This is a genomic window from Methylobacterium sp. WL8 (genome assembly GCF_008040045.1).
In the GTDB taxonomy this organism is placed as follows: Bacteria; Pseudomonadota; Alphaproteobacteria; order Rhizobiales; family Beijerinckiaceae; genus Methylobacterium; species Methylobacterium cerastii.
The window spans coordinates 122,048-147,769 of sequence record NZ_VRVF01000001.1; the positions used below are offsets into that span (position 1 = coordinate 122,048).

Annotated in this window: 25 protein-coding genes, 1 pseudogene and 1 riboswitch; of the genes and pseudogenes, 14 read left to right on the forward strand and 12 right to left on the reverse strand. The window is 70.0% G+C overall.

From position 1 onward, the window contains the following. Nucleotides 1-317: 317 nt before the first annotated feature. Entirely contained in the window at nt 318-1,061 is a 744-nt protein-coding gene (gene minC, locus FV234_RS00600; protein ID WP_147827804.1) for a septum site-determining protein MinC, read from the reverse strand. 269 nt (nt 1,062-1,330) lie between these two features. Here minC and FV234_RS00605 point away from each other — a divergent pair, with 269 nt between their 5' ends. From FV234_RS00605 to typA, 4 genes are all read left to right on the forward strand, one after another. Next, the gene (locus tag FV234_RS00605; RefSeq protein WP_147827805.1) at nt 1,331-1,648 is read left to right on the forward strand and encodes an iron transporter; all 318 of its coding nucleotides are present in this window, start codon (nt 1,331-1,333) and stop codon (nt 1,646-1,648) included. Next, nucleotides 1,645-3,183, forward strand: coding sequence for a PepSY-associated TM helix domain-containing protein (locus tag FV234_RS00610; RefSeq protein ID WP_147827806.1), 1,539 nt, complete (start codon nt 1,645-1,647; stop codon nt 3,181-3,183). The genes FV234_RS00605 and FV234_RS00610 overlap by 4 nt, the downstream gene beginning before the upstream one ends. Beyond that, entirely contained in the window at nt 3,180-3,527 is a 348-nt protein-coding gene (locus FV234_RS00615) for a DUF3325 domain-containing protein (RefSeq protein ID WP_147827807.1), read from the forward strand. The genes FV234_RS00610 and FV234_RS00615 overlap by 4 nt, the downstream gene beginning before the upstream one ends. Nucleotides 3,528-3,697: 170 nt before the next feature. Continuing rightward, on the forward strand, nt 3,698-5,530 hold the full coding sequence (typA, locus tag FV234_RS00620) for a translational GTPase TypA (protein WP_147750124.1): 1,833 nt from the start codon (nt 3,698-3,700) through the stop codon (nt 5,528-5,530). A gap of 99 nt (nt 5,531-5,629) precedes the next feature. On the opposite strand, the gene FV234_RS26020 is transcribed toward typA, so the two are convergent. The 4 genes and pseudogenes from FV234_RS26020 to carA form a co-directional block, all read right to left on the reverse strand. Beyond that, on the reverse strand, nt 5,630-5,806 hold the full coding sequence (locus tag FV234_RS26020; RefSeq protein ID WP_187273541.1) for a hypothetical protein: 177 nt from the start codon (nt 5,804-5,806) through the stop codon (nt 5,630-5,632). Beyond that, the gene (locus FV234_RS00625) at nt 5,803-6,120 is read right to left on the reverse strand and encodes a hypothetical protein (protein WP_147814144.1); all 318 of its coding nucleotides are present in this window, start codon (nt 6,118-6,120) and stop codon (nt 5,803-5,805) included. Before FV234_RS00625 ends, FV234_RS26020 begins: the two co-directional genes overlap by 4 nt. A 5-nt stretch (nt 6,121-6,125) precedes the next feature. Next, nucleotides 6,126-6,449, reverse strand: a pseudogene (locus tag FV234_RS00630) (hypothetical protein); the annotation flags it as partial. A gap of 83 nt (nt 6,450-6,532) precedes the next feature. Then, complete coding sequence (gene carA / locus FV234_RS00635; RefSeq protein WP_147827809.1) at nt 6,533-7,768, reverse strand: glutamine-hydrolyzing carbamoyl-phosphate synthase small subunit; 1,236 nt, start codon at nt 7,766-7,768, stop codon at nt 6,533-6,535. A gap of 226 nt (nt 7,769-7,994) precedes the next feature. Here carA and FV234_RS00640 point away from each other — a divergent pair, with 226 nt between their 5' ends. From FV234_RS00640 to FV234_RS00655, 4 genes are all read left to right on the forward strand, one after another. Beyond that, nucleotides 7,995-8,456, forward strand: a complete 462-nt coding sequence (locus tag FV234_RS00640) for a GatB/YqeY domain-containing protein (protein WP_147827810.1) — start codon at nt 7,995-7,997, stop codon at nt 8,454-8,456. Between the two features lie 115 nt (nt 8,457-8,571). Next, nucleotides 8,572-10,482: a DNA primase gene (gene dnaG, locus FV234_RS00645; protein ID WP_147827811.1), complete on the forward strand. Its 1,911-nt coding sequence runs from the start codon at nt 8,572-8,574 to the stop codon at nt 10,480-10,482. A 195-nt stretch (nt 10,483-10,677) separates the two neighbouring features. Then, a complete protein-coding gene (gene rpoD / locus FV234_RS00650) occupies nt 10,678-12,672 on the forward strand; it encodes an RNA polymerase sigma factor RpoD (RefSeq protein ID WP_147750129.1) in 1,995 nt (664 codons plus the stop codon). 103 nt (nt 12,673-12,775) lie between these two features. Next, nucleotides 12,776-14,035, forward strand: a complete 1,260-nt coding sequence (locus tag FV234_RS00655) for an adenylate/guanylate cyclase domain-containing protein (protein WP_147750130.1) — start codon at nt 12,776-12,778, stop codon at nt 14,033-14,035. A gap of 2 nt (nt 14,036-14,037) precedes the next feature. On the opposite strand, the gene FV234_RS00660 is transcribed toward FV234_RS00655, so the two are convergent. Beyond that, nucleotides 14,038-14,541, reverse strand: coding sequence for a TIGR02281 family clan AA aspartic protease (locus FV234_RS00660; RefSeq protein ID WP_246686094.1), 504 nt, complete (start codon nt 14,539-14,541; stop codon nt 14,038-14,040). A 213-nt stretch (nt 14,542-14,754) separates the two neighbouring features. Beyond that, a riboswitch (TPP riboswitch) is annotated at nt 14,755-14,883 on the forward strand. 144 nt (nt 14,884-15,027) lie between these two features. Here FV234_RS00660 and thiO point away from each other — a divergent pair. Genes thiO through FV234_RS00680 form a run of 4 tightly spaced genes read left to right on the forward strand, consistent with a single transcriptional unit; the run spans nt 15,028 to nt 17,811 of the window. Next, the gene (gene thiO, locus FV234_RS00665) at nt 15,028-16,173 is read left to right on the forward strand and encodes a glycine oxidase ThiO (protein WP_306422440.1); all 1,146 of its coding nucleotides are present in this window, start codon (nt 15,028-15,030) and stop codon (nt 16,171-16,173) included. Further along, complete coding sequence (gene thiS, locus FV234_RS00670) at nt 16,170-16,382, forward strand: sulfur carrier protein ThiS (RefSeq protein ID WP_147827814.1); 213 nt, start codon at nt 16,170-16,172, stop codon at nt 16,380-16,382. The genes thiO and thiS overlap by 4 nt, the downstream gene beginning before the upstream one ends. A 3-nt stretch (nt 16,383-16,385) precedes the next feature. Continuing rightward, a complete protein-coding gene (locus FV234_RS00675) occupies nt 16,386-17,186 on the forward strand; it encodes a thiazole synthase (RefSeq protein WP_147761313.1) in 801 nt (266 codons plus the stop codon). Nucleotides 17,187-17,202: 16 nt separating this feature from the next. Continuing rightward, nucleotides 17,203-17,811, forward strand: coding sequence for a thiamine phosphate synthase (locus FV234_RS00680; protein WP_246686095.1), 609 nt, complete (start codon nt 17,203-17,205; stop codon nt 17,809-17,811). A gap of 227 nt (nt 17,812-18,038) precedes the next feature. On the opposite strand, the gene FV234_RS00690 is transcribed toward FV234_RS00680, so the two are convergent. The 6 genes from FV234_RS00690 to map form a co-directional block, all read right to left on the reverse strand. After that, a complete protein-coding gene (locus FV234_RS00690; protein ID WP_147750134.1) occupies nt 18,039-18,791 on the reverse strand; it encodes a peptidase in 753 nt (250 codons plus the stop codon). Between the two features lie 30 nt (nt 18,792-18,821). Beyond that, nucleotides 18,822-19,649: a transglutaminase family protein gene (locus tag FV234_RS00695; protein ID WP_147827816.1), complete on the reverse strand. Its 828-nt coding sequence runs from the start codon at nt 19,647-19,649 to the stop codon at nt 18,822-18,824. A 207-nt stretch (nt 19,650-19,856) separates the two neighbouring features. Beyond that, nucleotides 19,857-20,801, reverse strand: coding sequence for an alpha-E domain-containing protein (locus FV234_RS00700; protein ID WP_147750136.1), 945 nt, complete (start codon nt 20,799-20,801; stop codon nt 19,857-19,859). 81 nt (nt 20,802-20,882) lie between these two features. After that, on the reverse strand, nt 20,883-22,322 hold the full coding sequence (locus FV234_RS00705) for a circularly permuted type 2 ATP-grasp protein (protein WP_147750137.1): 1,440 nt from the start codon (nt 22,320-22,322) through the stop codon (nt 20,883-20,885). 90 nt (nt 22,323-22,412) lie between these two features. Next, nucleotides 22,413-23,159 carry a DNA repair protein RadC gene (gene radC / locus FV234_RS00710; RefSeq protein WP_147761311.1) on the reverse strand — a complete coding sequence of 249 codons (747 nt, stop codon included), beginning with the start codon at nt 23,157-23,159 and terminating at the stop codon, nt 22,413-22,415. A gap of 4 nt (nt 23,160-23,163) precedes the next feature. Then, on the reverse strand, nt 23,164-23,982 hold the full coding sequence (gene map, locus FV234_RS00715; RefSeq protein ID WP_147827817.1) for a type I methionyl aminopeptidase: 819 nt from the start codon (nt 23,980-23,982) through the stop codon (nt 23,164-23,166). 219 nt (nt 23,983-24,201) lie between these two features. Here map and FV234_RS00720 point away from each other — a divergent pair, with 219 nt between their 5' ends. Together FV234_RS00720 and FV234_RS00725 are read left to right on the forward strand one after the other, a co-directional pair. Then, nucleotides 24,202-24,456 carry a zinc-finger domain-containing protein gene (locus tag FV234_RS00720; RefSeq protein ID WP_147750140.1) on the forward strand — a complete coding sequence of 85 codons (255 nt, stop codon included), beginning with the start codon at nt 24,202-24,204 and terminating at the stop codon, nt 24,454-24,456. A gap of 19 nt (nt 24,457-24,475) precedes the next feature. Next, entirely contained in the window at nt 24,476-25,675 is a 1,200-nt protein-coding gene (locus tag FV234_RS00725; RefSeq protein WP_147827828.1) for an FAD-dependent monooxygenase, read from the forward strand. Nucleotides 25,676-25,722 lie beyond the last annotated feature (47 nt).

The window sequence follows — 25,722 nt, forward strand, 5'->3', positions numbered from 1 at the left end:
GGGGTGGAAGGCTTGGCGGCGGGCTTGGCCGGCTCGGCAGGCTCGGTCGCCGGGGCGGGGTCGGCAGGCTTTGCCGGGTCCGAGGCCGCCGCAGCGGTCTCGGGCGCGGGCGATTCGGTGCCGGCCGGCAGGCCAACCGCTTCCGGGGAAACGGCTTTCTCGGGCTGTGCCGAAACGGGACGGTCGGGGTCCGGAAAGATCTGTGTTTTCACGGGTCAACGATTCCTTACCGGATCATTGACGGCGGATATGGTTACCGAACGGTTAAGGATGGTGATCCTGTCGCCATCTCATGCCGGTATCCTGTGATCGCGGCCTCAGGTCCGCTCCAACGGTGCCAACCGGATCGTGTCCTCGACGAGGCGGACTTCCACGGCTTGGCCTGTGAAGCTCGGATCGAGGTCGTCGGCTGCCTTGTAGAGGCCGTCGATCGCGATCAGCTCCGGCTCGAACTTCCGGCACCAGATCCGCGCGTTCGGGTTGCCGGCGGCGCCCGCGATCGCGCGCCCGCGCAGCGGGCCGTAGACGTGGATCGACCCGCCGGCGATCACCTCGGCGCCCGAGGCCACGGCCCCCATCACCGTGACGTCGCCTTCGAGGTGGAGCACCGCCTGGCCGGAGCGGACCGGCGCGTCGAGGATCAGCGAGACGGCCGCCGCCTGCGGTGCTGGAGCCGGCGCGGCGGCCTCGGGGGAGGGAGCGTCGGGCTCCGGCATCTCGATCTCGCCGGCGGGGCGCCCCCCCGCCAGGGCGGGCGGCAGGCCGGGTCCGAGCAGGGCCGGAGCCGCCCCCTCGATCCCGTAGATCGCGATGGCGCGGGACGACAGCTCGGCCACAAGCCCGGTCAGGTCGTCGCGGTCGAGGGTCAGCCCGGTCAGGTCGAGGATCACCGGCCGCCCGGAGAAGAAGGCCGGCGCGCGCTGGCGCAGGGCGTCGAGGTCGGCGAGCCAATCCTCCACCGGAGGCAGCGGCGCGAGCACGGTCGCCATGAACGAGCGGCCGCGGAAGCGGATCGGCGGACGGGGCGCGTCGGGCTTGGGCTGGGTCACGGGGGCGGGCATCTCGCGTGTCGGGCCTGGACCTCGCCTGCATGCGGCGTGCGCGCCCGCGGAGCAATCCTCCCGATCGGCTTGCCCACCCCGATGGTGATCCGAGGTCGGCCGGACACGTGCGAGCACCACGCCGCAATCCCTGCTCGAAACCCCGCTAAGCCGTTGCGCGCTAACTGGAATGGTTCTGAAACATAGCGGTTGCAACAGCGCCCGCGGCCTTGCTACCCCCGGCATCGATCGCGCCCCCTTGCGGGGCGAAGCCCGAGGGATGCGCCGCGATGACTCAGCAGAAGGACGCACGGCGCGGTCCGGCCTACCGCCTCGCGGTGGCAGGGCGGATCGTGCTCGCGGTGCTCGGGGGCTACGCGGTCGCAGCGCTACTGACCGCGCTCCTGTCGCTGACGCTGCCCCTCGTCCGCTCGGAGGCGGTCGCGAGCGCAACGCTCGTGAGCTTCGCGGTGATGGTGGCGGTGGTGGTCTACGTCTTCGCCGCCCGCACCCTCGGGCGCGCCGCGCTCGCGGTCGCCGGCCTCGCAGCCGTCCTCGGCGGTGGGCTGTGGCTCGCGGGCGGGTTCTCCGCCGCCGGTGCCGCATGAGGCAGGGCTTCCGCCAGTCGATGGCGTGGCTGCACGCGTGGTCCGGCCTCGTGGTCGGCTGGGTGCTGTTTTCAGTCTTCGTCACCGGCACGGCGAGCTACTATCGCGCCGAAATCTCGCAATGGATGCGGCCGGAGCTGGTGGCCGGCGCGACCGACCCGGCCAGCTCGGCCGACCTCGCTGCCGCCTACCTGCAGAAGGCGATGCCCGACGCCGTGGGCTGGTACGTCGAGCTGCCGAAGCCCGAGAAGCCGGCGGTCGGCGTCATGTGGTGGAAGAGCCTGGACGGCCCGTTCCACCAGGCGCTGCTCGACTCCACGAGTGGTGCGCCGGTCGGGGCGCGCGACACGCGAGGGGGCGACTTCCTCTACCGCTTCCACTTCGAGCTCGGCATGCCGCCACTCTGGGGCCGCTGGATCGTCGGCACCTGCGCGCTGGTGATGCTGGTGGCGTTGGTCTCCGGAATCGTCACCCACCGGCGGATCTTCGCCGACTTCTTCACCTTCCGGCGGCGGCGCTCGCAGCGCGGCTGGCTCGACGCGCACAACGTGTTCGGCGTGCTCGCGCTGCCGTTCCACCTGATGATCACCTACACCGGCCTCGTCACCCTCGCGCCGATGTACATGCCCTGGGGCGTCGCCGCCGCCTACAAGGGCGACGAGATGCGCTTCTACGTCGACAGCGGGCTGATGCCGGACCTGCGCGGCCCGGCGGGCAAGCCCGGCACGCTGGCGCCGCTCTCAAGCATGATCGCGCAGGCGATCGCGGAACGCGGCGAGGCGCCGGAGGGCGTCTCGGTCTACAACCCCGCCGACGCCGCGGCTTCGGTGGTCGCGATCTTCGAAGAACCGCCCGGCCTCGCCCACGAGCACCCGCAGATCGCGTTCGACGGCACCACCGGCGCCGTCCTCGGACGCAACGACGCGACCCGCGCCGCGGCCAAGACCTCTACGGTGATGCTCGGCCTCCACGAGGGCCACTTCGCCGGCGCGGCCCTGCGGGCGCTGTTCTTCCTCTGCGGAATCATGGGTGCGGCCACCGTCGCCACCGGCCTCGTGCTGTGGGCCGTGGCCCGTGCGCCGAAGGGGGCGAAGGCGGACGGCTTCGGCGTAAGGCTGGTGCGCGTGCTGAACCTCGGCACCATCGCCGGCCTTCCGGCGGGGATCGCCGCCTACTTCCTCGCCAACCGCCTGCTGCCCCTCGACCTCGCGGCCCGCGCCGACTGGGAGGTCGGCGTGTTTTTCGGAGCCTGGGCGCTCGTGGCGGTGCTGGGCGCCGTGCGCCCGGCCGGGACGGTCTGGCGCGAGGGCCTGGCGCTCGTCGGCGCCTTGTTCCTCGCGGTCCCGTTCGTCGGCGCCATCGCCACCGGCCTGCATCCGCTCGCCGGCGAGTTGCGCTTCCTCGGCTTCGACGCCGCGATGATCGTCCTCGGCGTGCTGTTCGTGCTCGCCGCGCGCAAGGCCGGGCGACCGCGGCCTCCGCAGGCGCAACGCGCGGACGCCGCCATCGCCGGACGGGAGGCCCTGCGCGCATGACCGCCATCGTCGTCGCCCTCAACCTGGCGCTCTGCTTTGCCGGCCTCTCGGCGCTGGCACTCAGCCTCGACCGCCACCACCGCGACGCCTTCCTGGTGCGGGCCGGCGCGGCGCGCGCGCGGACTCTCCGAATCGCCGGCTGGGCCGGCATCGGGCTGTCCTTCGCCGCAGCGGTGACGCTGGAGGGCTGGAACTTCGGGTCGGTGCAATGGGTCGGCACCTTGACCGGCGCGGCGCTCCTCGTGGTCGCGTTCCTGTCCTACAGGCCGGGCTGGCTCAGGCCGGCTGCGCTGCTGGCGCTGCCCATCGCCCTAGTGGCGCTGCCGCTGGCGCTGTACGGCTGACCACTGTCTCGGATCGCTGCCCAGAACCACTGCCCAGAACCACTGCCCCCTTGCCGCAGAGGCCGACTCCTTATATTGCGGCGCAATAGCTCGAACCCGTTCTCGACCCGGCGTGGCCGACCGTAACAGCGGTCCGTCCCGTGGCGGGTTCTACTCGCTTCGGAAACACCATGAAGCTGCGCAACATCGCCATCATCGCCCACGTCGACCACGGCAAGACGACGCTCGTCGACAAGCTGCTGTCGCAGTCCGGCTCCTTCCGCGACAACCAGCGGGTCGAGGAACGGGCGATGGACTCGAACGACCTCGAGAAGGAGCGCGGCATCACCATCCTGGCCAAGGCGACCTCGGTCGTCTGGAAGGACACCCGCGTCAACATCGTCGACACCCCCGGCCACGCCGACTTCGGCGGCGAGGTCGAGCGCATCCTGTCGATGGTCGACGGCGTGATCGTGCTGGTGGACGCGGCCGAGGGTCCGATGCCGCAGACCAAGTTCGTGGTCGGCAAGGCGCTCAAGATCGGCTTGCGCCCGATCGTGGCCATCAACAAGGTCGACCGTCCGGACGCCCGCATCACCGAGGTGGTGAACGAGGTGTTCGACCTGTTCGCGGCGCTCGACGCCACCGACGACCAGCTCGACTTCCCGATCCTCTACGGTTCGGGCCGCGCCGGCTGGATGGCGACCGCGCCGGACGGCTCGCAGGAGGACGGCCTCGCGCCGCTGTTCGACCTCGTGCTCGAGCACGTGCCCCCGGCAAAGGTGGAGGAGGGTCCGTTCCGGATGCTCGGCACCCTGCTCGAGGCCAACCCGTTCCTCGGCCGCATCATCACCGGCCGCATCGCGTCCGGCACCGTGAAGCCGAACCAGGCGATCAAGGTGATGGACCGCGAGGGCAAGCTCGTGGAGACCGGCCGCGTCTCGAAGATCCTCGCGTTCCGCGGCCTGGAGCGCGCGCCGATCGATGTCGGCGAGGCGGGCGACATCGTCTCCATCGCCGGCCTCGTGAAGGGCACCGTCGCCGACACGTTCTGCGACCCGCAGGTCGAGACCCCGATCCAGGCCCAGCCGATCGATCCGCCGACCGTGACCATGTCCTTCATCGTCAACGATTCGCCGCTCGCCGGCACCGAGGGCGACAAGGTCACCAGCCGCATGATCCGCGACCGTCTGTTCAAGGAGGGCGAGGGCAACGTCACGCTGAAGATCGAGGAGGCCGCCGACAAGGACAGCTTCTTCGTCTCCGGTCGCGGCGAGTTGCAGCTGGCGATCCTGATCGAGACCATGCGTCGCGAAGGCTTCGAGATCGCCGTGTCGCGTCCCCGCGTCGTGCTCTCGAAGGACGAGGATGGAGGCATCCTGGAGCCGGTCGAGGAGGTCGTGGTCGACGTCGACGAGGAGTATTCGGGCGTCGTCGTGCAGAAGATGTCGGAGCGCAAGGCCGAGATGATCGAGATGCGGCCGTCGGGCGGTGACCGCCTGCGCCTCGTCTTCCACGCGCCCACCCGCGGCCTCATCGGCTACCAGAGCGAGCTGATGACCGACACGCGCGGCACGGCGATCATGAACCGCCTGTTCAAGGCCTACGAGCCCTTCAAGGGCGAGATCGCCGGCCGCCGCAACGGCGTGCTGATCTCGAACGACAAGGGCGAGGCCGTTGCCTACGCCATGTGGAACCTGGAAGACCGCGGCCCGATGATGATCGAGCCCGGCGCCAAGGTCTACCAGGGCATGATCATCGGCGAGCACAACCGCGAGAACGACCTCGAGGTGAACGTGCTCAAGGGCAAGAAGCTTACCAACATCCGCACCACCTCGAAGGACGAGGCCGTGCGCCTGACGCCGCCGATCCGGATGACGCTGGAGAAGTCGCTCGCCTGGATTCAGGACGACGAGCTGATGGAAGTCACGCCGAAGTCGATCCGTTTGCGCAAGACCCATCTCGACCCGAACGACCGCAAGCGCTTCGAGCGCTCGAAAGAAGCCGTCACCGGCGCCGTGTAAGGTTCTCGACCGCACCAGCAAGAAGGCCCGGGCATCGCTACCCGGGCCTTTTTTCGTTCCTGGCGTCCGCCGCCGCGAAAGCACGACAGCAAAGCGTTTTCAGCCGGCGCCCGGGTCGGCGTCCTCGTCCTTCGAAGCGCCGCCCTGCGGTCCCTTGCCCGGATGCCCGTCGGTCTTCTCGTTCGGGTCCATCACCGCGTCCGGCGCGACGTTGGCGGGCTTGCCCTTCGGGGGCTCGTCCGAAGAGTTGCCCGAAGGCTTGTCGTGCTTGCTCATTTTCCCTCCTCGCGCTCGGCCTTGTAGTGCCCGTCGGCGACCGTCTGGTCGGCCTGTGGGCCGCGGGACGCCTTCTGGTCGGAATGCCCGCCCGACGAGCCGCCGGGCGTCGGCGGAGCGCGGCCAGGCTCGCCGCCCTGCTTCCAATCGGCCTTCCGCTCGGGGTCGGACTTGCCGCCCGTTCCCATGTCGGTGATCGCCGACTGCTCGGCGGTGTGCCCGCCGCCGCCGGCCGCGGGCTTGCCGCTGCTGCCGACTTTGTCGTCCGGCTTGCGGGTGACGGTCTCCGAGGCTTCGTCCGTGTCGCGGGCCATCAGCGCTTCCCGTCGTCCTGCCCGACGGCGGCGGTAGCGCGATCGATCGCCTCAGAGGCGGTTGCGCCCGGCTGGCCCTCGCCGCGGATCGCCCGCAGGTTTTCCGGCGGTGTCTCGGCCTCGGTCTGGTCGGTGGCGTCCTCGCTCTTCATGCCCGAGGCGATCCGCGCGGTCTCGGCCTCGCCAGCCGGGTTGCCCTTGAGGCCGGCCTGGGTCCGGGATGGGGTGCCGACGTCGAGGGGCGAATCCTGTCCGAGATCCTGGCCGTTGTGGTCCGTGTTCGCGGAAGAACCCTTCAGCGAGGAGCGGTCTGCGTCGTGCTCGGCCATGATGCGCCTTTCGGGCTGTCGATCCGTCATGTGGATCGACAACACCGATGGCGGGCGACGGTTGCCTCCGACGCCCCGCGCGATCAGGCCGCGCCGGACGCCGGCTCGGGCTTGCCGGACCGCATCAGGGTCACGAACCGGTCGAACAGGTAGTGGCTGTCGCGCGGACCCGGCGAGGCTTCCGGGTGGTGCTGCACCGAGAAGGCTGGCCGGTCGGTGAGGGTGAGTCCGCAATTCGAGCCGTCGAACAACGAGACGTGGGTCTCGACCGCGGTCTCGGGCAGGCTCGCCGGGTCGACGGCGAAGCCGTGGTTCATCGAGACGATCTCGACCTTGCCGGTGGTCTTGTCCTTCACGGGATGGTTCGCGCCGTGGTGGCCCTGGCCCATCTTCACCGTGCGCCCACCGAGCGCGAGGCCCATAAGCTGGTGCCCGAGGCAGATGCCGAAGGTCGGAACCTTCGAGGCGAGCAGCTCGCGAATCACCGGCACCGCGTATTCGCCGGTCGCAGCCGGGTCGCCAGGACCGTTCGACAGGAACACGCCGTCCGGCTTCAGCGCCAGGATGTCGGCCGCGCTGGTGGTCGCCGGCACGACGGTGACCGTGCAGCCGGCCTCGGTCAGCAGCCGCAGGATGTTGCGCTTCACGCCGTAATCGATCGCGACGACGCGCAGGCCCTCGCCCGGTACGCCGCGGCCGTAGCCCGCCTTCACCGTCCAGGTCGATTCACTCCAGTCGGAGCGCTCGCGGCTGGTCACCGGGGGCACGAGATCGAGGCCTTCCATCGGCGCGAGGGCCGCGGCGCGCGCTTTCAGGGCCTCGCGGTCGAAGTTGCCCTGCGGGTCGTTGGCGATCACCGCGTTCGGCATGCCGTGGTCGCGGATGCGGGCGGTGAGCGCGCGGGTGTCGATCCCGGTGATGCCGAGGATGCCGCGGGCCTTCAGCCACGCGTCGAGGTGCGAGGACGAGCGCCAGCTCGACGGCTGGGTCACGGCCGAGGCGATCACCGTGCCGCGCACGCCCGACGCCGGGGCGGCGTCGAGGCTTTCGAGATCCTCGTCGTTGGTGCCGGTGTTCCCGATATGCGGGAAGGTGAAGGTGACGATCTGCCCGGCATAGGACGGGTCCGTCAGGATCTCCTGGTAGCCGGTCATCGCCGTGTTGAAGCAGACCTCGCCGTCGGCGACGCCGGTCTGGCCGATGCCGAAGCCTTCGAGGATGGTGCCGTCGGCCAGCACCAGCAACGCGGTGGCGACGGGCTCGGCCCAGGGCTCGGGCAAGGCGGCGTCTCTCGGCGCGGAAGCGCTGTCTTGCAGCATCACGGTGATCTCGCTTATGTCCGGCCTCGACCGGCGCCGTCGAGACGGCGCGAGCGGGCGGCGGGTGATCGTGTGCGGCGGTCTTATCGAGCCCGCGGCGACGGGGTCAATGTGGTGCCGCATCGAACGCGGCTCAATCGCTGCAAACCGCAGGCCAGCCACCCGTTTCTGCACGACCTTCGCTTTCGCGCCACCTCCGTTCCGCACCACCTCAAGGACAAGCCCGATGCTCCGCGCCCGCCTCACCACCGAGATGAAGGAGGCCATGAAGGCCGGCGAGAAGGCCAAGCTCGCGACGATCCGGATGATTCAGGCGGCGCTCAAGGACAAGGACATCGAGGCGCGGGGGCTCGGCAAGGAGCCGGCGAGCGACGACGAGATCCTGGCGCTGCTGCAGAAGATGATCAAGCAGCGCAACGAATCGGCTGCGGTCTACGAGCAGGGCGGCCGGCCGGAGCTGGCCGAGAACGAGCGCGCCGAGATCGCGGTGATCGAGACCTACCTGCCCAAGCAGATGGACGAGGCCGAGACGCAGACCGCGATCGATGCCGCCATCGCTGAGGCGGGCGCCGCCGGCCCGAAGGACATGGGTAAAGTCATCGCGATCTTGAAGGGCACCTATGCCGGCCGCATGGACTTCGCCAAGGCGAGCGGATTGGTGAAGGCGGCGCTGAACGCGAAGGCGTGACGCGACACCGCGGTTCTGCCCGCTATCCACCGTCGTCCCGGGGAAGGGACTCGGTGCGGGTGCCTGCGGTATACATCCCGGTCCGAACACCGGACACCGGACCCGCCGCATACCTGTGCGCTACCCGCCCCACATCCTCGAAGAGATCCGCAATCGGCTTCCCGCCTCCGACGTGGTCGGCCGGCGTGTGAAGCTGAAGAAGGCCGGGCGCGAGTGGCGCGGGCTGTCGCCGTTCAACGCCGAGAAGACGCCGTCCTTCTACGTCAACGACCAGAAGCAGTTCTATCACTGCTTCTCTTCGGGCAAGCATGGCGACATCTTCAGCTTCTTGATCGAGACCGAGGGCCTGAGCTTCCCCGAGGCCGTCGAGCGGCTGGCCGGTGAGGCCGGCGTGTCGCTGCCGGCGCCCAGCGCCGACACCCGCGAGATGGAGACCAAGCGCCGCGGCGCGATCGAGGTGATGGAGCTGGCGACCGCCTGGTTCGAGGAGCGGTTGGCGTCCCCCGCCGGCGCGGCCGGCCGCGCCTACCTCGACCGGCGCGAACTCGGCCCCGAGATCCGCAGCCGTTTCCGCCTCGGCTACGCGCCGGCCGACCGCTACGGCCTGCGCGACCACCTCGCGGCCAAGGACGTCGACAAGGCGCTGATGGGCGAGCTCGGCCTGCTGGTGACGGGCGAGGACATCGCCGTGCCCTACGACCGCTTCCGCGACCGCATCATCTTCCCGATCGCGGACGTGCGCGGCCGGGTGATCGCCTTCGGCGGCCGCGCGATGCAAGCGGACGCGAAGGCCAAGTACCTGAACTCGCCCGAGACGCCGCTCTTCCACAAGGGGCAGGTGCTCTACAACCTGAACCAGGCGCGCAAGGCCGCCCACGATCGCGGCACGCTCATCAGCGTCGAAGGCTACATCGATGCCATCGCGATGACGCTCGCAGGCTACCCCAACACCGTGGCACAGCTCGGCACGGCGCTCACGGAGGAGCAGCTGGCGCTGATGTGGCGTCATGCCGACGAGCCGATCCTCTGCTTCGACGGCGACGGCGCCGGGCAGCGCGCCGCCAATCGGACTCTCGACGTCGCCCTGCCGATGCTGGAGCCGGGCCGGTCGCTGCGCTTCGCGATGCTGCCGGAGGGCCAGGACCCCGACGACCTGCTGCGCTCGGGCGGCGCGGCGGCGATCGACAAGGTGGTCGAGGCGGCCAAGCCCCTGGTGGAGGTGCTGTGGAGCCGCGCCGTCGAGACCGGCTCGACCGACACCCCGGAGCGCCGCGCCGGCCTCGCCAAGACCCTGCGCGGACTGATCTCCGGCATCCGCGACGAGACGGTGCGGAGCTATTATCGCGACGAGATCGAGGAGCGCCTGCGCGGTCTCTCGCCCCGCAGCGCGCCTCAGCAGCGCGGCGCCTACCAGCCGGGCGGACGGCAGAATACTTACCTAAGGAAGCCTCGCCCCGGCGATCCACCGCCGTCGCCGCGGCTCACCGCTGGGCCGAGCGCCGGGCTTGCCCGCTCCAACGGGTTTTCCGGCAGCGGCAGCTCCCGCGAGGCGATGATCGTGGCGAGCCTCCTCGTCCACCCCGAGCTGCTCGGTCTCGAAGCGGAGGACCTCGCCGCCCTCGATCTCGAGGATCCGGATGCGGTGGCCCTGCGCTCGCTGCTCCTGGACCGCGCGGCCGACGCCGCCGACCCGGACGTGGCGGTGGTGGAGAACCGCTTGGCCCGGGCGGGGCTCGAGGCGGCGAGCGCGCGGCTCGCCGCGCGGGTGCGCCCCGGCGACCGTTGGGCGCTCGATCCGCATGCCGACCTGGTCAAGCTGGAAGACGCATTGCGTCAGGCCGTGATCTTGCACCGCAAGGCCGGCGCGCTAAATAGCGAACTCCGACAGGCGGAACGTGCGCTCGTCGAAGAAGAAACAGAGGCGAACTTCGCTTGGCTGTGCGACGTCAAGGAGCGCTTGGCGGTGATCGCGGGAGCGGAGACCGAGGCGGACCTGCAGGACACGAACGACTCGACTGTGTCGTAGGGCCTGTGCGATGGCGGAATACGAAGCGCCTTCGCGGCATGGTTAACAATCGGTCAAGCGTCTCGCTTGCATACCGAGTCCGAGCTACGACGCGGTCGAAGTGATTCGTCCGGGTTCCACACGCATTGCGGCGCCGACGGCGCGGCGTGGCCGAGAGGCCCCCGCATCGTGCCGCGCCGAAACAATAGGCTGATCATGGCGACGAAGGCAACGGAACGGGACGAGACGGACACCGCTCCGGCAGAGCAGACCGATGGGCCGCTCCTCGACCTGACGGATGCTTCGGTCAAGCGGATGGTGAAGCTCGCCAAGAAGCGCGGGTACATCACCTACGAGGAGGTCAACGAGGTCCTCCCCGAGGGGCAGTCCGACCCCGACCAGCTCGAGGACGTGCTGTCCCAGCTCTCCGAGATGGGCATCAACGTCGTCGAGGCCGAGGAGACCGACGAGGCCGCCGCCGACAAGCCCGCCAACGGCGAGGCGTCGGAGGACGAGGAGGGCGCCGAGGGCACGGAGGTGGCCGAGGTCGCCCCGACGCGCGCCGTCGCGGTCGTCACCGCCACCAAGGAGCCGACCGACCGCACCGACGACCCGGTGCGCATGTACCTGCGCGAGATGGGCTCGGTCGAGCTGCTGTCGCGCGAGGGCGAGATCGCCATCGCGAAGCGGATCGAGGCCGGCCGCGAGGCGATGATCGCGGGCCTGTGCGAGAGCCCGCTGACCTTCCAGGCGATCATCATCTGGCGCGACGAGCTCGTCGACGGCAAGGTGCTGCTGCGCGACATCATCGACCTCGAAGCCACCTATGCCGGCCCCGACGGCAAGAACCCGCAGATCGCCGAGGGCGCGACCGAGGGAGAGGAAGCCGAGGCCGAGACGCCGGCGCCCGAGGGCGGCGACGACGACGACGACATGGAGAACAACGTCTCGCTCGCGGCGATGGAAGCCGAGATCAAGCCGCGCGTGCTCGAGACGTTCGACGCGATCGCCAACAACTACCGCAAGCTGCGCAAGCTCCAGAACGAGGAGACCGCGCGCAAGGCCGGCAACGAGAAGACGACGCCCGCCCAGGAGAAGAAGCAGGCCGAGTTCAAGGACACCGTCGTCGCCGACGTGAAGTCGCTGTCCCTGAACAACAACCGCATCGAGGCCCTGGTCGAGCAGCTCTACGACATCAACAAGCGTCTCATCTCGCATGAGGGCCGCCTGATGCGCTACGCCGAGAGCCACGGTGTCGCCCGCGACGAGTTCCTGCGCCACTACCAGGGTTGGGAGCTCGACCCGAACTGGATGACCCGCGTCGGCACGCTGGGCGGCAAGGGCTGGAAGAACCTCGTCGAGAAGGGCTCGAAGCAGGTCTCGGACCTGCGCGAGCAGATTCTTACGCTCGCCTCCGAGACGGGCCTGGAGATCGGCGAGTACCGCAAGATCGTCAACATGGTCCAGAAAGGCGAGCGCGAAGCCCGCCAGGCCAAGAAGGAGATGATCGAGGCCAACCTCCGCCTCGTGATCTCGATCGCCAAGAAGTACACCAACCGCGGGCTGCAGTTCTTGGACCTGATCCAGGAGGGCAACATCGGCCTGATGAAGGCCGTCGACAAGTTCGAGTACCGCCGCGGCTACAAGTTCTCGACCTACGCCACCTGGTGGATCCGCCAGGCGATCACCCGCAGCATCGCGGATCAAGCGAGAACCATCCGCATCCCGGTGCACATGATCGAGACGATCAACAAGATCGTCCGCACCTCGCGCCAGATGCTGCACGAGATCGGCCGCGAGCCGACCCCGGAGGAGTTGGCCGAGAAGCTGGCCATGCCGCTGGAGAAGGTGCGCAAGGTCCTCAAGATCGCCAAGGAGCCGATCTCGCTCGAGACGCCGATCGGCGACGAGGAGGATTCGCACCTCGGCGACTTCATCGAGGACAAGAACGTCGTCCTGCCGATCGACGCGGCGATCCAGTCGAACCTGCGCGAGACCACGACGCGCGTGCTCGCCTCGCTCACCCCGCGCGAGGAGCGCGTGCTGCGCATGCGCTTCGGCATCGGCATGAACACCGACCACACCCTCGAAGAGGTCGGCCAGCAGTTCTCGGTGACCCGCGAGCGCATCCGCCAGATCGAGGCGAAGGCCCTGCGCAAGCTGAAGCACCCGAGCCGGAGCCGGAAGCTGCGGAGCTTCCTGGACAACTGAGCGGCCGATCCGCCATGACGTGTTTCGCCGACTCGTGTCGGCGGACCACGTCGTCGGCGGCCCGAAGCCTTGCTTTGGCGGTCCGCGAACCCACCTTGGCCGTATGCTTGAGCGTCGCCAGCATCCACCCGTGCCGCCGACCGCCGCAGCCGACGGCTCGGAGGCGGACGACGTGCCGTTCGGCGCGCTGCAGGAATGCGTCGCGATCCGCGACTGGTTGCTGAGCGAAGGAGCGCGCCTGCCCGAGCCCGACGACCTGATCGCGGGCTTCGCCGAGCGCCTGAACCAGGTCGGCGTGCCGGTGGACCGGACCTCGACGGCGATCGACACGCTGCATTCCGAGTATTCCGGAATCGGGCGCATCTGGACGCGCGAGGCCGGCACCACCGTGCGGTTGTTTCCGCACGGCGAGGCTTCCGAGCGCGCCTACGCGGCGAGCCCGTTCCGGAAGGTGCACGAGGACGCCGCATGGCTGATCCTCGACCTCGCCGACACGCCGGACGACGCCTACTCGGTGATCCCCGACCTGAAGGCCGCCGGCTACACCCACTACATCGTCGTGCCGCTGTTCTTCACCAACGGCACCCATAACGGCATCACCTTCGCGACCCGCGACCCGGACGGGTTCCGCGACGAGGACGTCGCGATCCTGCGCTTCGTCATGCCGGCGCTCGCGGCCGTGATGGAGATGCGCCTCGTCACCAAGCAGCTCGACACGGTGCTGCGCATCTACGTCGGCGACGAGCCGCACCGGGCGATCCTGTCGGGGGACATCCGTCGCGGCCAGGTGAAGCGCATCCGCTCGGCGATCCTGTTCGCCGACATGCGCGACTACACCCGCATCTCGGCGGACATGACGCCGGAAGAGGCGGTGGACCTGCTCAACATCTTCTTCGACTGCCTGGTCCCGCCGATCGAGCGTGAGGGCGGCGAGGTGTTGAAGTACCTCGGCGACGGTTTGCTCGCGATCTTCCGCGAGCCGGGCGACGACCTCGGCGGCGCCGCCAAGGGCGCGCTGACGGCGGCGCAGGGCGCACTCCAAGCGCTCGAGGAGGCCAACACCCTTCACCAGTTCGCGGTGCCGATGATGGCCGGCATCGCGCTCCACCACGGCGAGGCCGCCTACGGCAACGTCGGCTCGGGCACGCGGCTCGATTTCACCGTCATCGGCCGCGACGTGAACATGGCGAGCCGCATCGCCCGGCTCAACAAGACGCTGGGCGAGCCGCTGCTGATGTCGAAGCCCTTCGTCGACTTCCTGTGGGGCGATCCGGTGCCGCTCGGCGAGCACGTCCTCGACGGCTTTTCCGAGCCGATGATGGTCTACCGGCCGCGTCCGAAGCCGCATCGCCGCCAGGGCTGATCTCAGCCCCGCAGCGTCAGCGTGCCGCCGGCGATGCTGAAGTCGCGCACCCGCTTGAGGAACGACATCCCGAGCAGGTTCGTGCCGAGGCCGCCGCCGGGCACGACCACCGCTTCGACGTCGCGCACGGTGACCGGCCCGATCCGGATCATGCCGATGCGCACCGGGGCGACCCGCACCACGCCGTTGGCCGTCATCACCGGTTGGGTGAAGTCGCGCGGCGTGAGGACGAGGCCGAGACGCGCGGCCGCCTCCTCGGTGAAGCTGCACGCGGTGGCGCCGGTGTCGACCATCATCCGGAGCGAGCGGCCGTCCACCAGGGCGTCGGCGAGGAAGTGACCGTTGCGGTCCGCATTGAGGGCGATCGCACTCGGTGCCGAGGATGATGGCGGCGCCGCGGGCGCCGGCCGCGCGTCGGCCTTGCGGTGGGTCAGGCGGTCGCCGACCCCGCCGAGCACGCCTGCGGCGAGGCCGGCCCCTACGCAGAGCAACAGGATCGTCCGCAACGCCAACCTCCGCGCCCCGAGGGGGACCGGCGGAGACCACCACGGAACCGGTGAACGATACGTGGCGCCTCGCGCGTACCCGGCGGAAACTCGCTGCCTTTCGTGCCGACAGGGTTTCCGAACCGTCTCGGCGTGACGACGACAGACGGCGACCATCCTGCGCGTTCGCCCCTTTGACGGGGTTGACCGGGCCGGCCAGTGGGACCACATCTGCGGTGTTCCAGGGAGATCCCCGGCAAGGGGCTGAGAAACCGCTGGCAGGCTCGCAAGGGCTCGCGGCGCGGAAATCCTTCGAACCTGATCCGGTTCACACCGGCGTAGGGATTGGACCGTGGGCGTCGTCCTCGTGGACGGATCGCACCAGCTTCTCGAAGGAAGCGTCAGGCCCGGTCTCTGCGACACCACGCGGAGGATCTTTTGGGTCGTCACCCAGCATCACCGATCGGGGTTCGCCGGACGAACGGCGGCACGAACCCGTCCGTCACGTTGCCAGCCCGCGCCGACGTCGCCATCGTCGGCGGCGGCTTGATCGGGCTGTCGATCGCCTGGCGCATCGCGCAGTCCGGTCGGTCCGTCGCGGTCGTCGAGCGCGAGACCATCGGGTCCGGCGCGAGCCTCGCCGCCACCGGCATGCTGGCGCCCGCGGCCGAGCACGAGCCCGGCTCGGACCCGCTGCTCCCGCTCGCCCTCGATTCGCTGCGGCGCTGGCCCGGGTTCCGCGACGAGCTCGAAGCGGCCGCCGGCCACGACATCGACTACCGCGAGGACGGGACGCTGGTGCTGGCCATCGGCCGCGACGAGGTCGAGCGCCTGCGCTTCCGCTACGACTTGCAGCGCCGCTCGGGCGTCGCCGCCGAATGGGTCGCGGGCACCGAGGTCCGCCGCCGCGAGCCGGCCTTGCGCCCCTCGGTCACCGCCGGCGTGTTCTGCCCGCTCGACCACCAGGTCGATCCGAGCCGGGTGATGGCGGCGCTCGTGCAGGCCTGCCGTGGCGCCAGCGTGGCGCTCGTCGAGAACAGCCCGGTCGTCGCCCTCGAACGGACATCCGGGCGCGTCACCGGCCTCCGCACCGCCAATGGCGTTCTGCAGGCCGACACCGTGATCCTTGCGGCCGGCGCCTGGAGTGGGGAGGGCGGCCTGCTGCCCCAAAACCTCGCCCTGCCGGTCCGCCCGCTCAAGGGCCAGTCGCTGGCGCTGAAGACGACCGCGCACACCGGCACGCTGTCGCACATGGTGTGGACCGAGCAGGTCCACATGGCACCGAAGGGCGACGGCCGCATCGTCGTCGGCGCGACGGTGGAGGACTGCGGCTTCCGCCCCGGCGTCACCGCCGGCGGGCTCTACGCCCTTCTGGAGGGCGCGCGGCGCGTGCTGCCCGGCATCGAGGAGATGGAGGTCGAGGCGGTGTGGAGCGGGTTCCGCCCGACCTCGGACGACGACGCGCCGATCCTGGGCGAGATCGCCCCCGGGCTGGTCGTCGCCACCGGCCATCATCGCAACGGCTACCTGCTCGCCCCGGTGACCGCCGACGCGATCGCAGCCCTCGTCACCACGGGCGCGATGCCGGCGGTGGCCCGGGATTTCTCCCTCGCACGGTTTACCGCAAGCCAGGACGTGAGGGCTTCGGCATGAGGCTGACGGTGAACGGGCAAGCCCGCGAGATCGAGGCCGCCGACCTCGCCGCGTTGTTCGCGCACGCGGCGGAGGAGACCGGCAGCCCCGATCCGCAGGGGGTCGCCATCGCGGTCAACGGCCACGTCGTCCGCCGTCGCGATTGGGAGCGCACCCCGATCGCGGACGGCGACCGCATCGAGATCGTACGCGCCATGCAGGGAGGCTAGAGGATGCTCGAGACGCTCACACCCCTCCGTCCGGAGGCCGACGACCCCTTCGTCGTCGCCGGCGTCACGCTGAGTTCGCGCCTGTTCATCGGCACGGCCGGCTATCCGACGCAGGTGATCATGCGCGATGCGGTCGCGGCCTCGGGGGCCGAAGTCGCCACCGCCTCGATCCGCCGGGTTTCGCTCCAGGGCCACGGCTCGGACACGGTCAAGATCCTGAAGGGGCGTCGCTTCCTGCCCAACACCGCCGGCTGCGAGACCGCGCGCGACGCGATCATGACCGCGGAGCTGGCGCGCGAGGCCCTCGACACGAACTGGATCAAGGTCGAGGTCATCGGCGACCGCGAGACGCTGTACCCGGACGTGACCGAGCTGATCGAGGCCTGCCGCCACCTCGTCGACGACGGCTTCGTCGTGCTGCCATACTGCAACGACGACCCGATCGTCTGCCAACGGCTCGCCGACCTCGGCTGCGCCGCAGTGATGCCGATGGGCTCGCTCATCGGGTCGGGCATGGGCATCGCCAACCCGGCCAACCTGGAGCTGATCTGCCGCCGCATGAGCGTGCCGGTGATCGTCGACGCCGGCATCGGCACGGCCTCCGACGCGGTGATCGCGATGGAGCTTGGGGCCGACGCCTGCCTGATCAACACCGCCGTCGCCAAGGCCGACGACCCCGTCCGCATGGCCTACGCCATGCGCGGCGCGGTCCAAGCGGGACGCGACGCGTATCTTGCCGGCCGCATTCCCCGACGCGGCCGGGCCGAGCCGTCGAGCCCGCAGCTCGGCCTTGTCGGCTCGTAGCCTGCCGTCGCCCCTGTTGGCGGTCACCGACCGGCACGGGCCGCGCCCCCTGGTGGAGGCCGTCGCCGCCGTGCTCCACGGCGGCGGTCGCTGGGTCTGGTTCCGCGACAAGGACCTGCCACCATCCGAGCGGCGGGAGCTGGCGGCGCGGATCGCCGAACGCGTCGGCCAGGCCGGCGGCGTGCTCACCGTCGGCGGCGACGCCGACCTCGCGGCCGACCTCGGCGCCGGGCTCCATCTCGGCGGCGGGACGGATCGTTCCGCCATCGCCGCGGCCCGGCAACGGGTCGGCGCAGCCCTCGTCGGCATCTCGGCCCACACGCTCCGAGAAGTCGCGGAGGCGGCCGAGGGCGGCGCGGACTACGTGACGCTGAGCCCGATCTTCGCCACCGCGAGCAAGCCCGGCTACGGCCCCGCCCTCGGGCTCGATGCGCTCGCCGAAGCTGTGCGGATCGGAATTCCGGTGATCGCGCTCGGAGGGATCGATATCATCACCGCCGCCGAATGCCGTCGGCACGGCGCGGCGGGTATGGCCGTGATGGGCGGCCTGATGCGCGCCGCCGACCCGGCTGCCGAGACCCGCGCGCTTTTGAGCGCCTGGGCAACCCGCTCGGACGAGCGCTGAGGCAGGATCAAAGGATCGCAGGATCCTGGCTACCCACTCGGCGTTTCGCCGAAAACCGCTCTCGATCGGTTTCGCCCACCCACCCCCTCATCCTGAGGTGCGGCATCAGCCGCCTCGAAGGAGCCATCCAGCTCGCGCGCGATACCTGGAGGCCTCCTTCGAGGCCTCCGCTTCGCTGCGGTACTTCAGGATGAGGGTGGGGGTGGGAATACCGCTGGCGGTGAACGCTACTTCGTCGGCGCAGGCCCGTAGGGCGGGCGCGGGATCGCACGGTGGGCGGCGCGCAAAGCTGCCGACCAGCGTTCGCGCAGGTCGTGGAAGTAGCCCTCGCCGGCTTCGATCCGGTGGTTGACCTCGAGGTCGAGGGCGTTGCGGCGGGCGAGGGCGATGTCGATCGGCAGGCCGACGCCGAGGTTCGAGCGCATCGTCGAATCCATCGAGACGAGGCCGACCTTGAGCGCGTCGTAGAGCTCGGTCTCGAACTTCACGGCGCGGTCGAGGATCGGCTTGCCGTACTTGTGCTCGCCGATCTGCAGGAAGGGCGCGTCGGTGCTGCACTCGATGAAGTTGCCGGCCGAGTAGATCAGGAACAGCCGCATCGGCTCGCTGCCGATCTGGCCCCCGAACAGCAGCGACACGGAGAACCGAAGCCCCGCCGCCTCGAATCCGGTCTTCTCGATCGCGCGGACGCGGCGGATGGCACGGCCGACGAGCTGGGCCGCCTCGAACATCGTGGTCGTCTCGACGAGCTTCAGCTTCGGCTCGCCGTCGTCGCCGGTCACGCCCTCGGAGAGCAGGCTCAGCACCGATTGCGTCACCGAGAGGTTGCCGGCCGAGGCCAGCATCATCACCCGCTCGCCCGGCACGTTGAAGTGGTGGAGCTTGCGATAGGTCGAGATGTCGTCGAGCCCCGCATTGGTGCGGGTGTCGGCGATCATCACCAGGCCGTCCTCGACGAGGACGCCGACGCAGTAAGTCATGGGATCAGGCTTTTCGAAGAGGTGCGCGCGTCAGGATTGCGGTGCCGCCTGGGCTTGCTCCACCCGGAGCTTCACGTCCAGCGTTTCGGTGCCGCCGCCGGTGCGGCTGCCGCGGATCGGGGCGGCGCCGAGGTAGTCGAGGCCGGAGGCGACGCGGATGTAGGCCTCCGTCGTCGCGTCGCCGGTGGTCGGGTCGAAGCCGACCCAGCCGAGATCGGGCACCAGCGCTTCGGCCCAGCCGTGCGGCGTCTGCTGCTCGACGTCGCTTCCCTCCGGACGGTGGTATCCGGAGACGTAGCGGGCGGGAATCGCCCGGTGCCGGGCGGCGGCGATGAAGACGTGGGCGAAGTCCTGGCACACGCCGGCCTCCGCCGCGAACGCCTTCGGCGCGGGCACGGCGGCGCTGGCAGGGCCCGGCGTGTAGCTCATGTGCGCGTGCACCGCGGCCATCAGGCGGTGCAGGAAGGGGAGGGCGGCCGGATCGCCGGCGGTGGCGGCCGCGTCGGACAGCGCCTGGATCTCCGGGCTCGGCAGGACGAGGTCGGTGTCGCGCAGGTAGAACGTCTCGGGCAGCCGCTCGACGGCGCCGCGGACGATGCCGTGGGTCTCGTGGGTGTCGACCTCGCCGGTCACCCGGATCACCAGGGCCTCGGAGGCCTGGTCCGGCGTGAACCAGTGCACGACGTTGCCGTAGCCGTCCTCGCGCTCGGTGAGCCGGCCGTCGACCGACGGCTCGATGCGCCAGCGCCGGACGTACTGGCCGTCGTGGTCGCGCGGCGTCATGCGCAGGACCTGGATCAGCCCGCGTGCCGGTTGCTCGTAGCTGTAGATGGTCTCGTGGACCACGCGGATGCGCATGCGTCGATTCTGCCCGTCTTGCCTCTGCCGGCTTCGTTCGTGCCGGCTTTGCCTTCGCCGTCCCGCCTCCGCCCATCTCGGCGGCGCCGACGGTCGGAGCCACGCGCGGCCCCGGTGCCACGTTCTACACGACGTTCCGCGGTCGCGCGCAACCGAGCCCGCGTCCTTGGAAGCCGAATCGCCACGTCTTCCGCGGACCTCGGCGCTTCAGCCGAGATACTGGTCCGCGATCGCGGCGCCGACCTTGTTGTTCTCGCCGATGAACGCGATCACGAACTCATGCAGCCCCGAGGCGAAGACCCGGTCGATCTCCTCGCTTTCCAGGCGCGCGAGCAAGTTGCTCGCGAGGCGCTGGCTCGCGCCGCGCCGCCCGTAGGCGTCGGCGATCAGGTCGAGATGCTCGACGAGCACGCCGTAGCAGTTGGCGAAGGAACGCGGCATCTGCCGGTTGAGGATCAGCAGGTCGGCCACCAGCAGCGGCTTGACGCTCTCGCGATACACCCAGTGATAGGCGTTGAAGGCGGAGACTTCGCGTAGGATCGTGGTCCACTGGAAGTAGTCGAGACTGCCGCCGACGGTCTCGGATGCCGGCAGGAGGATCTTGTACTTCACGTCGAGGATGCGGGCGGTGTTGTCGGCCCGCTCGATCGCGGTACCGAGCCGCGTGAACCAGTAGGTGTCGTTGCGCAGCATCGTCCGGTAGGCCGAGCCGTCGAAGGTCAGCGAGATGCCCTTCACCCAGTCGAGGAAGCGCGAGAACGCGTCGCGGTCGAGATCCTTCTTCTCGTAGGACCGCAATTCGAGCCACGCCCCGTTGATGGTGTCCCACATCTCCGTGGTGAGCGCGGTGCGGACGCTCCGGGCGTTCTCGCGCGCGCTCTCGATGCAGGAGCGGATCGAGGACGGGTTGTGCGGGCTGAAGGCGAGGAAGTCGCACACGGTGGCGGCGTTCACGCCGTCGTAATGCGGCTTGAACACCTCCGGGTCGCCGGCAGAGGCCAGCGCCGAGGCCCATTCGTTGGTCTCGCCTCCGCCGTAGCTCGTCGGCAGCGAGGCCAGCCGATGCGCGGCGTCGAGGATGCGGGCGACGAATTCCGCCCGTTCGACGTAGCGCGAGAGCCAGTAGAGGTTGTCGGCAGTCCTGGAGAGCATGGCTGTTTCGCTGGGTCTCTTCGGCTCGGCCCGGAGGCGTGCGCCGCTCCGCGGTTCTCGGTGAGGGCAGGCGTCAGGCCGTCACGCGTCCAGGACCCAGGTGTCCTTCGTACCGCCGCCCTGGCTCGAATTCACCACCAAAGATCCCTCCTTCAACGCCACGCGGGTGAGCCCGCCCGGCACGATGCGGATTTCGTCGGCGCCGCACAGCACGAACGGGCGCAGGTCGACGTGGCGCGGGGCCACGCCTGAGGCGACGAAGGTCGGGCAGGTGGAGAGCGAGAGCGTCGGCTGGGCGATGAAGCCGTCCGGCGCGTGGCGCAGGCGCTTGGCGAACTCCTCGATCTCGCGCTTGGTCGCGTGCGGCCCGACGAGCATGCCGTAGCCGCCCGAGCCGTTGACCTCCTTCACGACGAGCTCGGACAGGTTGTCCATCACGTAGGAGAAGGCCTCCTTCTCGCGGCAGCGATAGGTCGGCACGTTGTGCAGGATCGGCTCCTCGCCGGTGAAGAACTTCACGATCTCCGGCATGTAGCTGTAGACCGCCTTGTCGTCGGCGATGCCGGTGCCCACCGCGTTGGCCAGCGTGACGCTGCCGCGCTCGTAGGCGTTCATCAGGCCCGGCACGCCGAGCATCGAATCGGGGCGGAACACCAACGGGTCGAGGAAGTCGTCGTCGAGGCGGCGGTAGATCACGTCGACCCGGCGCGGCCCCTCGGTGGTCCGCATGTAGACCACGTCGTCCTTGGTGAAGAGGTCGCCGGCCTCCACCAGCTCGACGCCGAGCTTGTCTGCCAGGAAAGAGTGCTCGTAGAACGCCGAGTTGTAGCGGCCGGGCGTCAGCAGCACGACGGTGGGGTCGCGGGTCGCCGTCACCGGCGCGAGGCTGCGCAGCGTCGCGAGCAGGGCGTCCGGATAGTTCTCCACCGGCGCCACGCGGTGGCGGGAGAACAGGTCCGGGAACAGCCGCAGCATCACCTCGCGGTTCTCGAGCATGTACGACACGCCGGAGGGGATGCGGGCGTTGTCCTCCAGCACGAAGAAGTCGTTCTCGCCGGTCCGGACGATGTCGATGCCGGCGATGTGCACGTAGAGGTCGTGCGGCACCCGGAACGAGCGCATCTCCATCCGGTAGTGTGCGTTCTTGTAGACGAGGTCGGCCGGGATGATGCCGGCCTTAATGCATTCCTGGGCGCCGTAGATGTCCTTCAGGAACATGTTGATCGCGGTGACGCGCTGCTTCAGCCCGCGCTCGAGGAAGCCCCATTCCGGCTTGGTGATCACCCGCGGGATGATGTCGAACGGGATCAGCCGCTCGGTCGATTCGTTGTCGCCGTAGACGGCGAAGGTGATGCCGATACGCCGGAACAGTAGCTCGGCCTGGCTGCGGCGGGTGTTGAAGTGATCGACAGGCGTCGCGTCGAGCCACGCCTTGAGCTGGCCGTAGGCCTCGCGGACGTCGGCTTGGCTCGTCGCGCTGCCTGCGAAGGCGGTCATCTCGTCGAAGGCTACGCCCGCCATACAGTCTCTCCCCGATACGGCACGCTAGAGGCAAGAGGCGCGCCACGCAAAGGGATTACGAGCTTGTCCGAGGCTCGTTCCAAACACGTCTCAGATCAGGCGCAGGCCCTTTAAGCTGGCATGACCCGATCGGCCGAGGATGACGTGGTCGTGCACCACGATCTTCAGCGGGCTCAACACGGCGACGACCTCGCGGGTCATCGCCACGTCGGCGGCCGAGGGCGCCGGATCGCCCGACGGGTGGTTGTGCGCCAGGATGATCGCGGTCGCCGACAGTTCGAGCGACCGCCGCGCCACCTCCCGCGGGTAGACCGGCGTGTGATCGACCGTGCCGCGCCCCTGGATCTCGTCGGCGATGAGGTGGTTGCGCTTGTCGAGGAACAGCACCCGGAACTCCTCGCGGGTGGCGAAGGCCATGGTGGCGCGCAGGTACTCGATCAGTTCGGCCCAGGAGGAGAGCAGCGCGCGCTGTGCGATGGCGCCCCGCGCCAGCCGCCGCCCGGCCGCCTCCATCAGCTTGAGGTCGGCGACGACCCCGGCGCTGACGCCCTCGACCTCGGCGAGGCGCGCCGGCTCGGCGCTCAGCACCTCCGCGAAGCTGCCGAAGCGGCGGATCAGCGCCTTGGCCAGCGGCTTCACGTCCCGGCGCGGGATGGCGCGGAACAGGGCGAGCTCGAGCAGCTCGTAGTCGGGCAGCGCGTCGGCGCCGTGCTTGGTGAAGCGCTCGCGCAGGCGGTCGCGATGGCCGAGATAGTGTGGCGGCGCCTCCGGCTTCGGGGCGACGGCCGGCCGTTCGGCGAAGAGCCCGTGCTCGGCCTCGTCGCCGGGGCCCGGCACGGCCTCAGGCTCCCGGGTTGGCGGGCTGGTGCAGCCCCTTCGGCGACACCGTGAAGATCTCCACGCCGGTCTCGGTCACCGCCACCGTGTGCTCGAACTGGGCCGAGAGCGAGCGGTCGCGGGTCACCGCGGTCCAGCCGTCGGAGAGCACCTTCACCGCCGGGCGGCCGAGGTTGATCATCGGCTCGATCGTGAAGAACTGGCCCGGCCTCAGCGACACGTCGTAGCTCGCCTCGACGTAATGCAGGATGGTCGGCGCGTCGTGGTAGCTCCGGCCGAGGCCGTGGCCGCAGAAGTCGCGCACCACCGAGCAGCGCTCGCCCTCGGCGTAGGTCTGGATCGCGCGGCCGATGTCGTTGGTCGAGCCGCCGGGCTTCACAGCGGCGACGCCGCGCATCAGCGCCTCGTAGGTGATCTCGCATAGGCGGGCGGCCTTGCGCGGCACCTCGCCGACAAAGGCCATCCGGCTCGAATCGCCGTGCCACCCGTCGAGGATCAGGCACATGTCGAGGTTGACGATGTCGCCCTCGCGCAAAGGCTTGTCGTTGGGGATGCCGTGGCAGACCACGTGGTTGATCGAGGTGCAGATCGATTTCGGGTAGCCGCGATAGAGCAGCGAGGCCGGGTAGGCGCCGTGATCCATGGCGAACTCGTAGGCGAGCTTATCGAGCGCCTCGGTGGTCACGCCGGGCTGGGTCGCCTCCATCAGCACGTCGAGGCCTTCCGCCGTCAGGCGTCCGGCGCGGCGCATGCCTTCGAAGCCCTCCGGCCCGTGGATCGGTGCTTGGGGCACCCGCCGCGTCGCTTGGTCTTGCTGGGTCATCGAGGGGCTTGTCCGCGCCGGGCCGGTCTTCGACAGCTTATGTACGGCGTGGCCGCCGCAGCGCCAAGTCACGGAACTCTACGCCGGGCGACCGACCCGGCGCCGCGTGACCTGAGGGCGCCTGCGTTCGCTCCGAGGCTTGCGCCGGACGGAGGCACGGCGGCATAAGCGGGGCTCGGGCGACCCGGTGCGACGGGTCCCAAGGCACAGGACGGCGCGATGGCTGACAGGGCGGTACCGCACTTCCACAACGAGCTCGGCGTCGCGGTCATCCATGTCGGCTCGCGCGAGTTCATGTGCATCGGCGCGCTGCCGCCGTTCGACCACCCGCACGTGTTCCTCGACATGGGTGCCGACAACGAGATCATCTGCCAGTACTGCTCGACGCTCTATCGCCACCGCGCCGACCTGAAGGCCGGCCACGCCGATCCGGCGGCGAGCGTCTGGCACGACCAGAAGGCGGCGGCCGAATAGGGCCATGCCGCGAAGCCTGATGCCGCGAGACCCCGGGCCGGCGCTGAGCGTCGCCGTGGTCGGCGGTGGGATCGGCGGGCTGACCGCGGCCCTGGCGCTCAACGCCGCCGGCCACGCCGTCACGATCGTCGAGCGCCGAACCGGGTTCAGCGAGGTCGGCGCCGGTCTTCAGCTCTCCCCGAACGCGAGCCGCGTGCTCGCCGACCTCGGCCTCGCGGCGGCCCTCCGGCGCGCCGGATCGGAGCCGCCGGGCGTCGTCGTCCGCGCGCTCGATTCGGGCCGCAAGATTGGCGGCGTGACGCTCGGCGCGGCGGCGCGCGACGCCTTCGGTGCGCCCTACTACGTCATCCACCGAGCCGACCTTCAGACCCTGCTCCTCGACGCGGTGCGCTCCCGCCCCGGCATCCGCCTGCTGATGGGCCGCGAAGTCACCGGCCTCACCGAGACCGAGGACTGCGTCACCCTAGCCCTTGAGAGCGGGAACGGCGCGCGCAGCGAAAGTTTGTCGGCCGACTTGGTCGTCGGCGCGGACGGCCTGCGCTCGCGCATCCGCGGCCACCTCGATCCGCGTGGGCTCAGCCAAGCCGGGATGGCCGCCTGGCGGGCGATCGTGCCGCGTGAGGCGGTGCCGGAGGCGCTTGCGGGCGAGGCGACCGGGCTCTGGCTCGGGCGCGGCCGCCATGTCGTCCACTACCCGATCCATGCCGGGCGCGACCTCAACGTTGTCGCGGTCGTGCCGGAGCGGCAGGGCGACGAAGATTGGGGGCGGCTCGGCGAGCCGGCGGTGCTGCGCGCGCAGTTCCGCGACTGCGCGCCGGATCTGGCCGAACTCCTGACCGTGCCCGATTCCTGGCTGGTCTGGTCGCTCGCCGACCGGCCGGTGGCGCGCCCGATCGCCCGCGGCCGGGTCGCGCTGCTGGGCGACGCCGCCCACCCGGTTCTGCCGTTCCTGGCGCAGGGTGCGGCACTGGCGATCGAAGATTGCGCGATTCTTGCGCAGTGCCTCGCCGCGCAGCCCGTCGTCGAAGCGCTCGACGCCTACGCCAGGGCCCGTCGGCGCCGGGTCCGCCGGGTGCAGCGCGCCGCCCGCGCCAACGGCCGGACCTACCATACCGGCGGCATCACCGCCTTCGTGCGCGACGCGGTGATGCGTCGTCTCGGCCCAGACGGCATGCGCGAACGCTACGCCTGGCTCTACGGTTGGACGCCGGACGCTTGATCTCGAGAAACTTGATCTCGTCCGCGCCGACGGTTACCGCTTCGGCG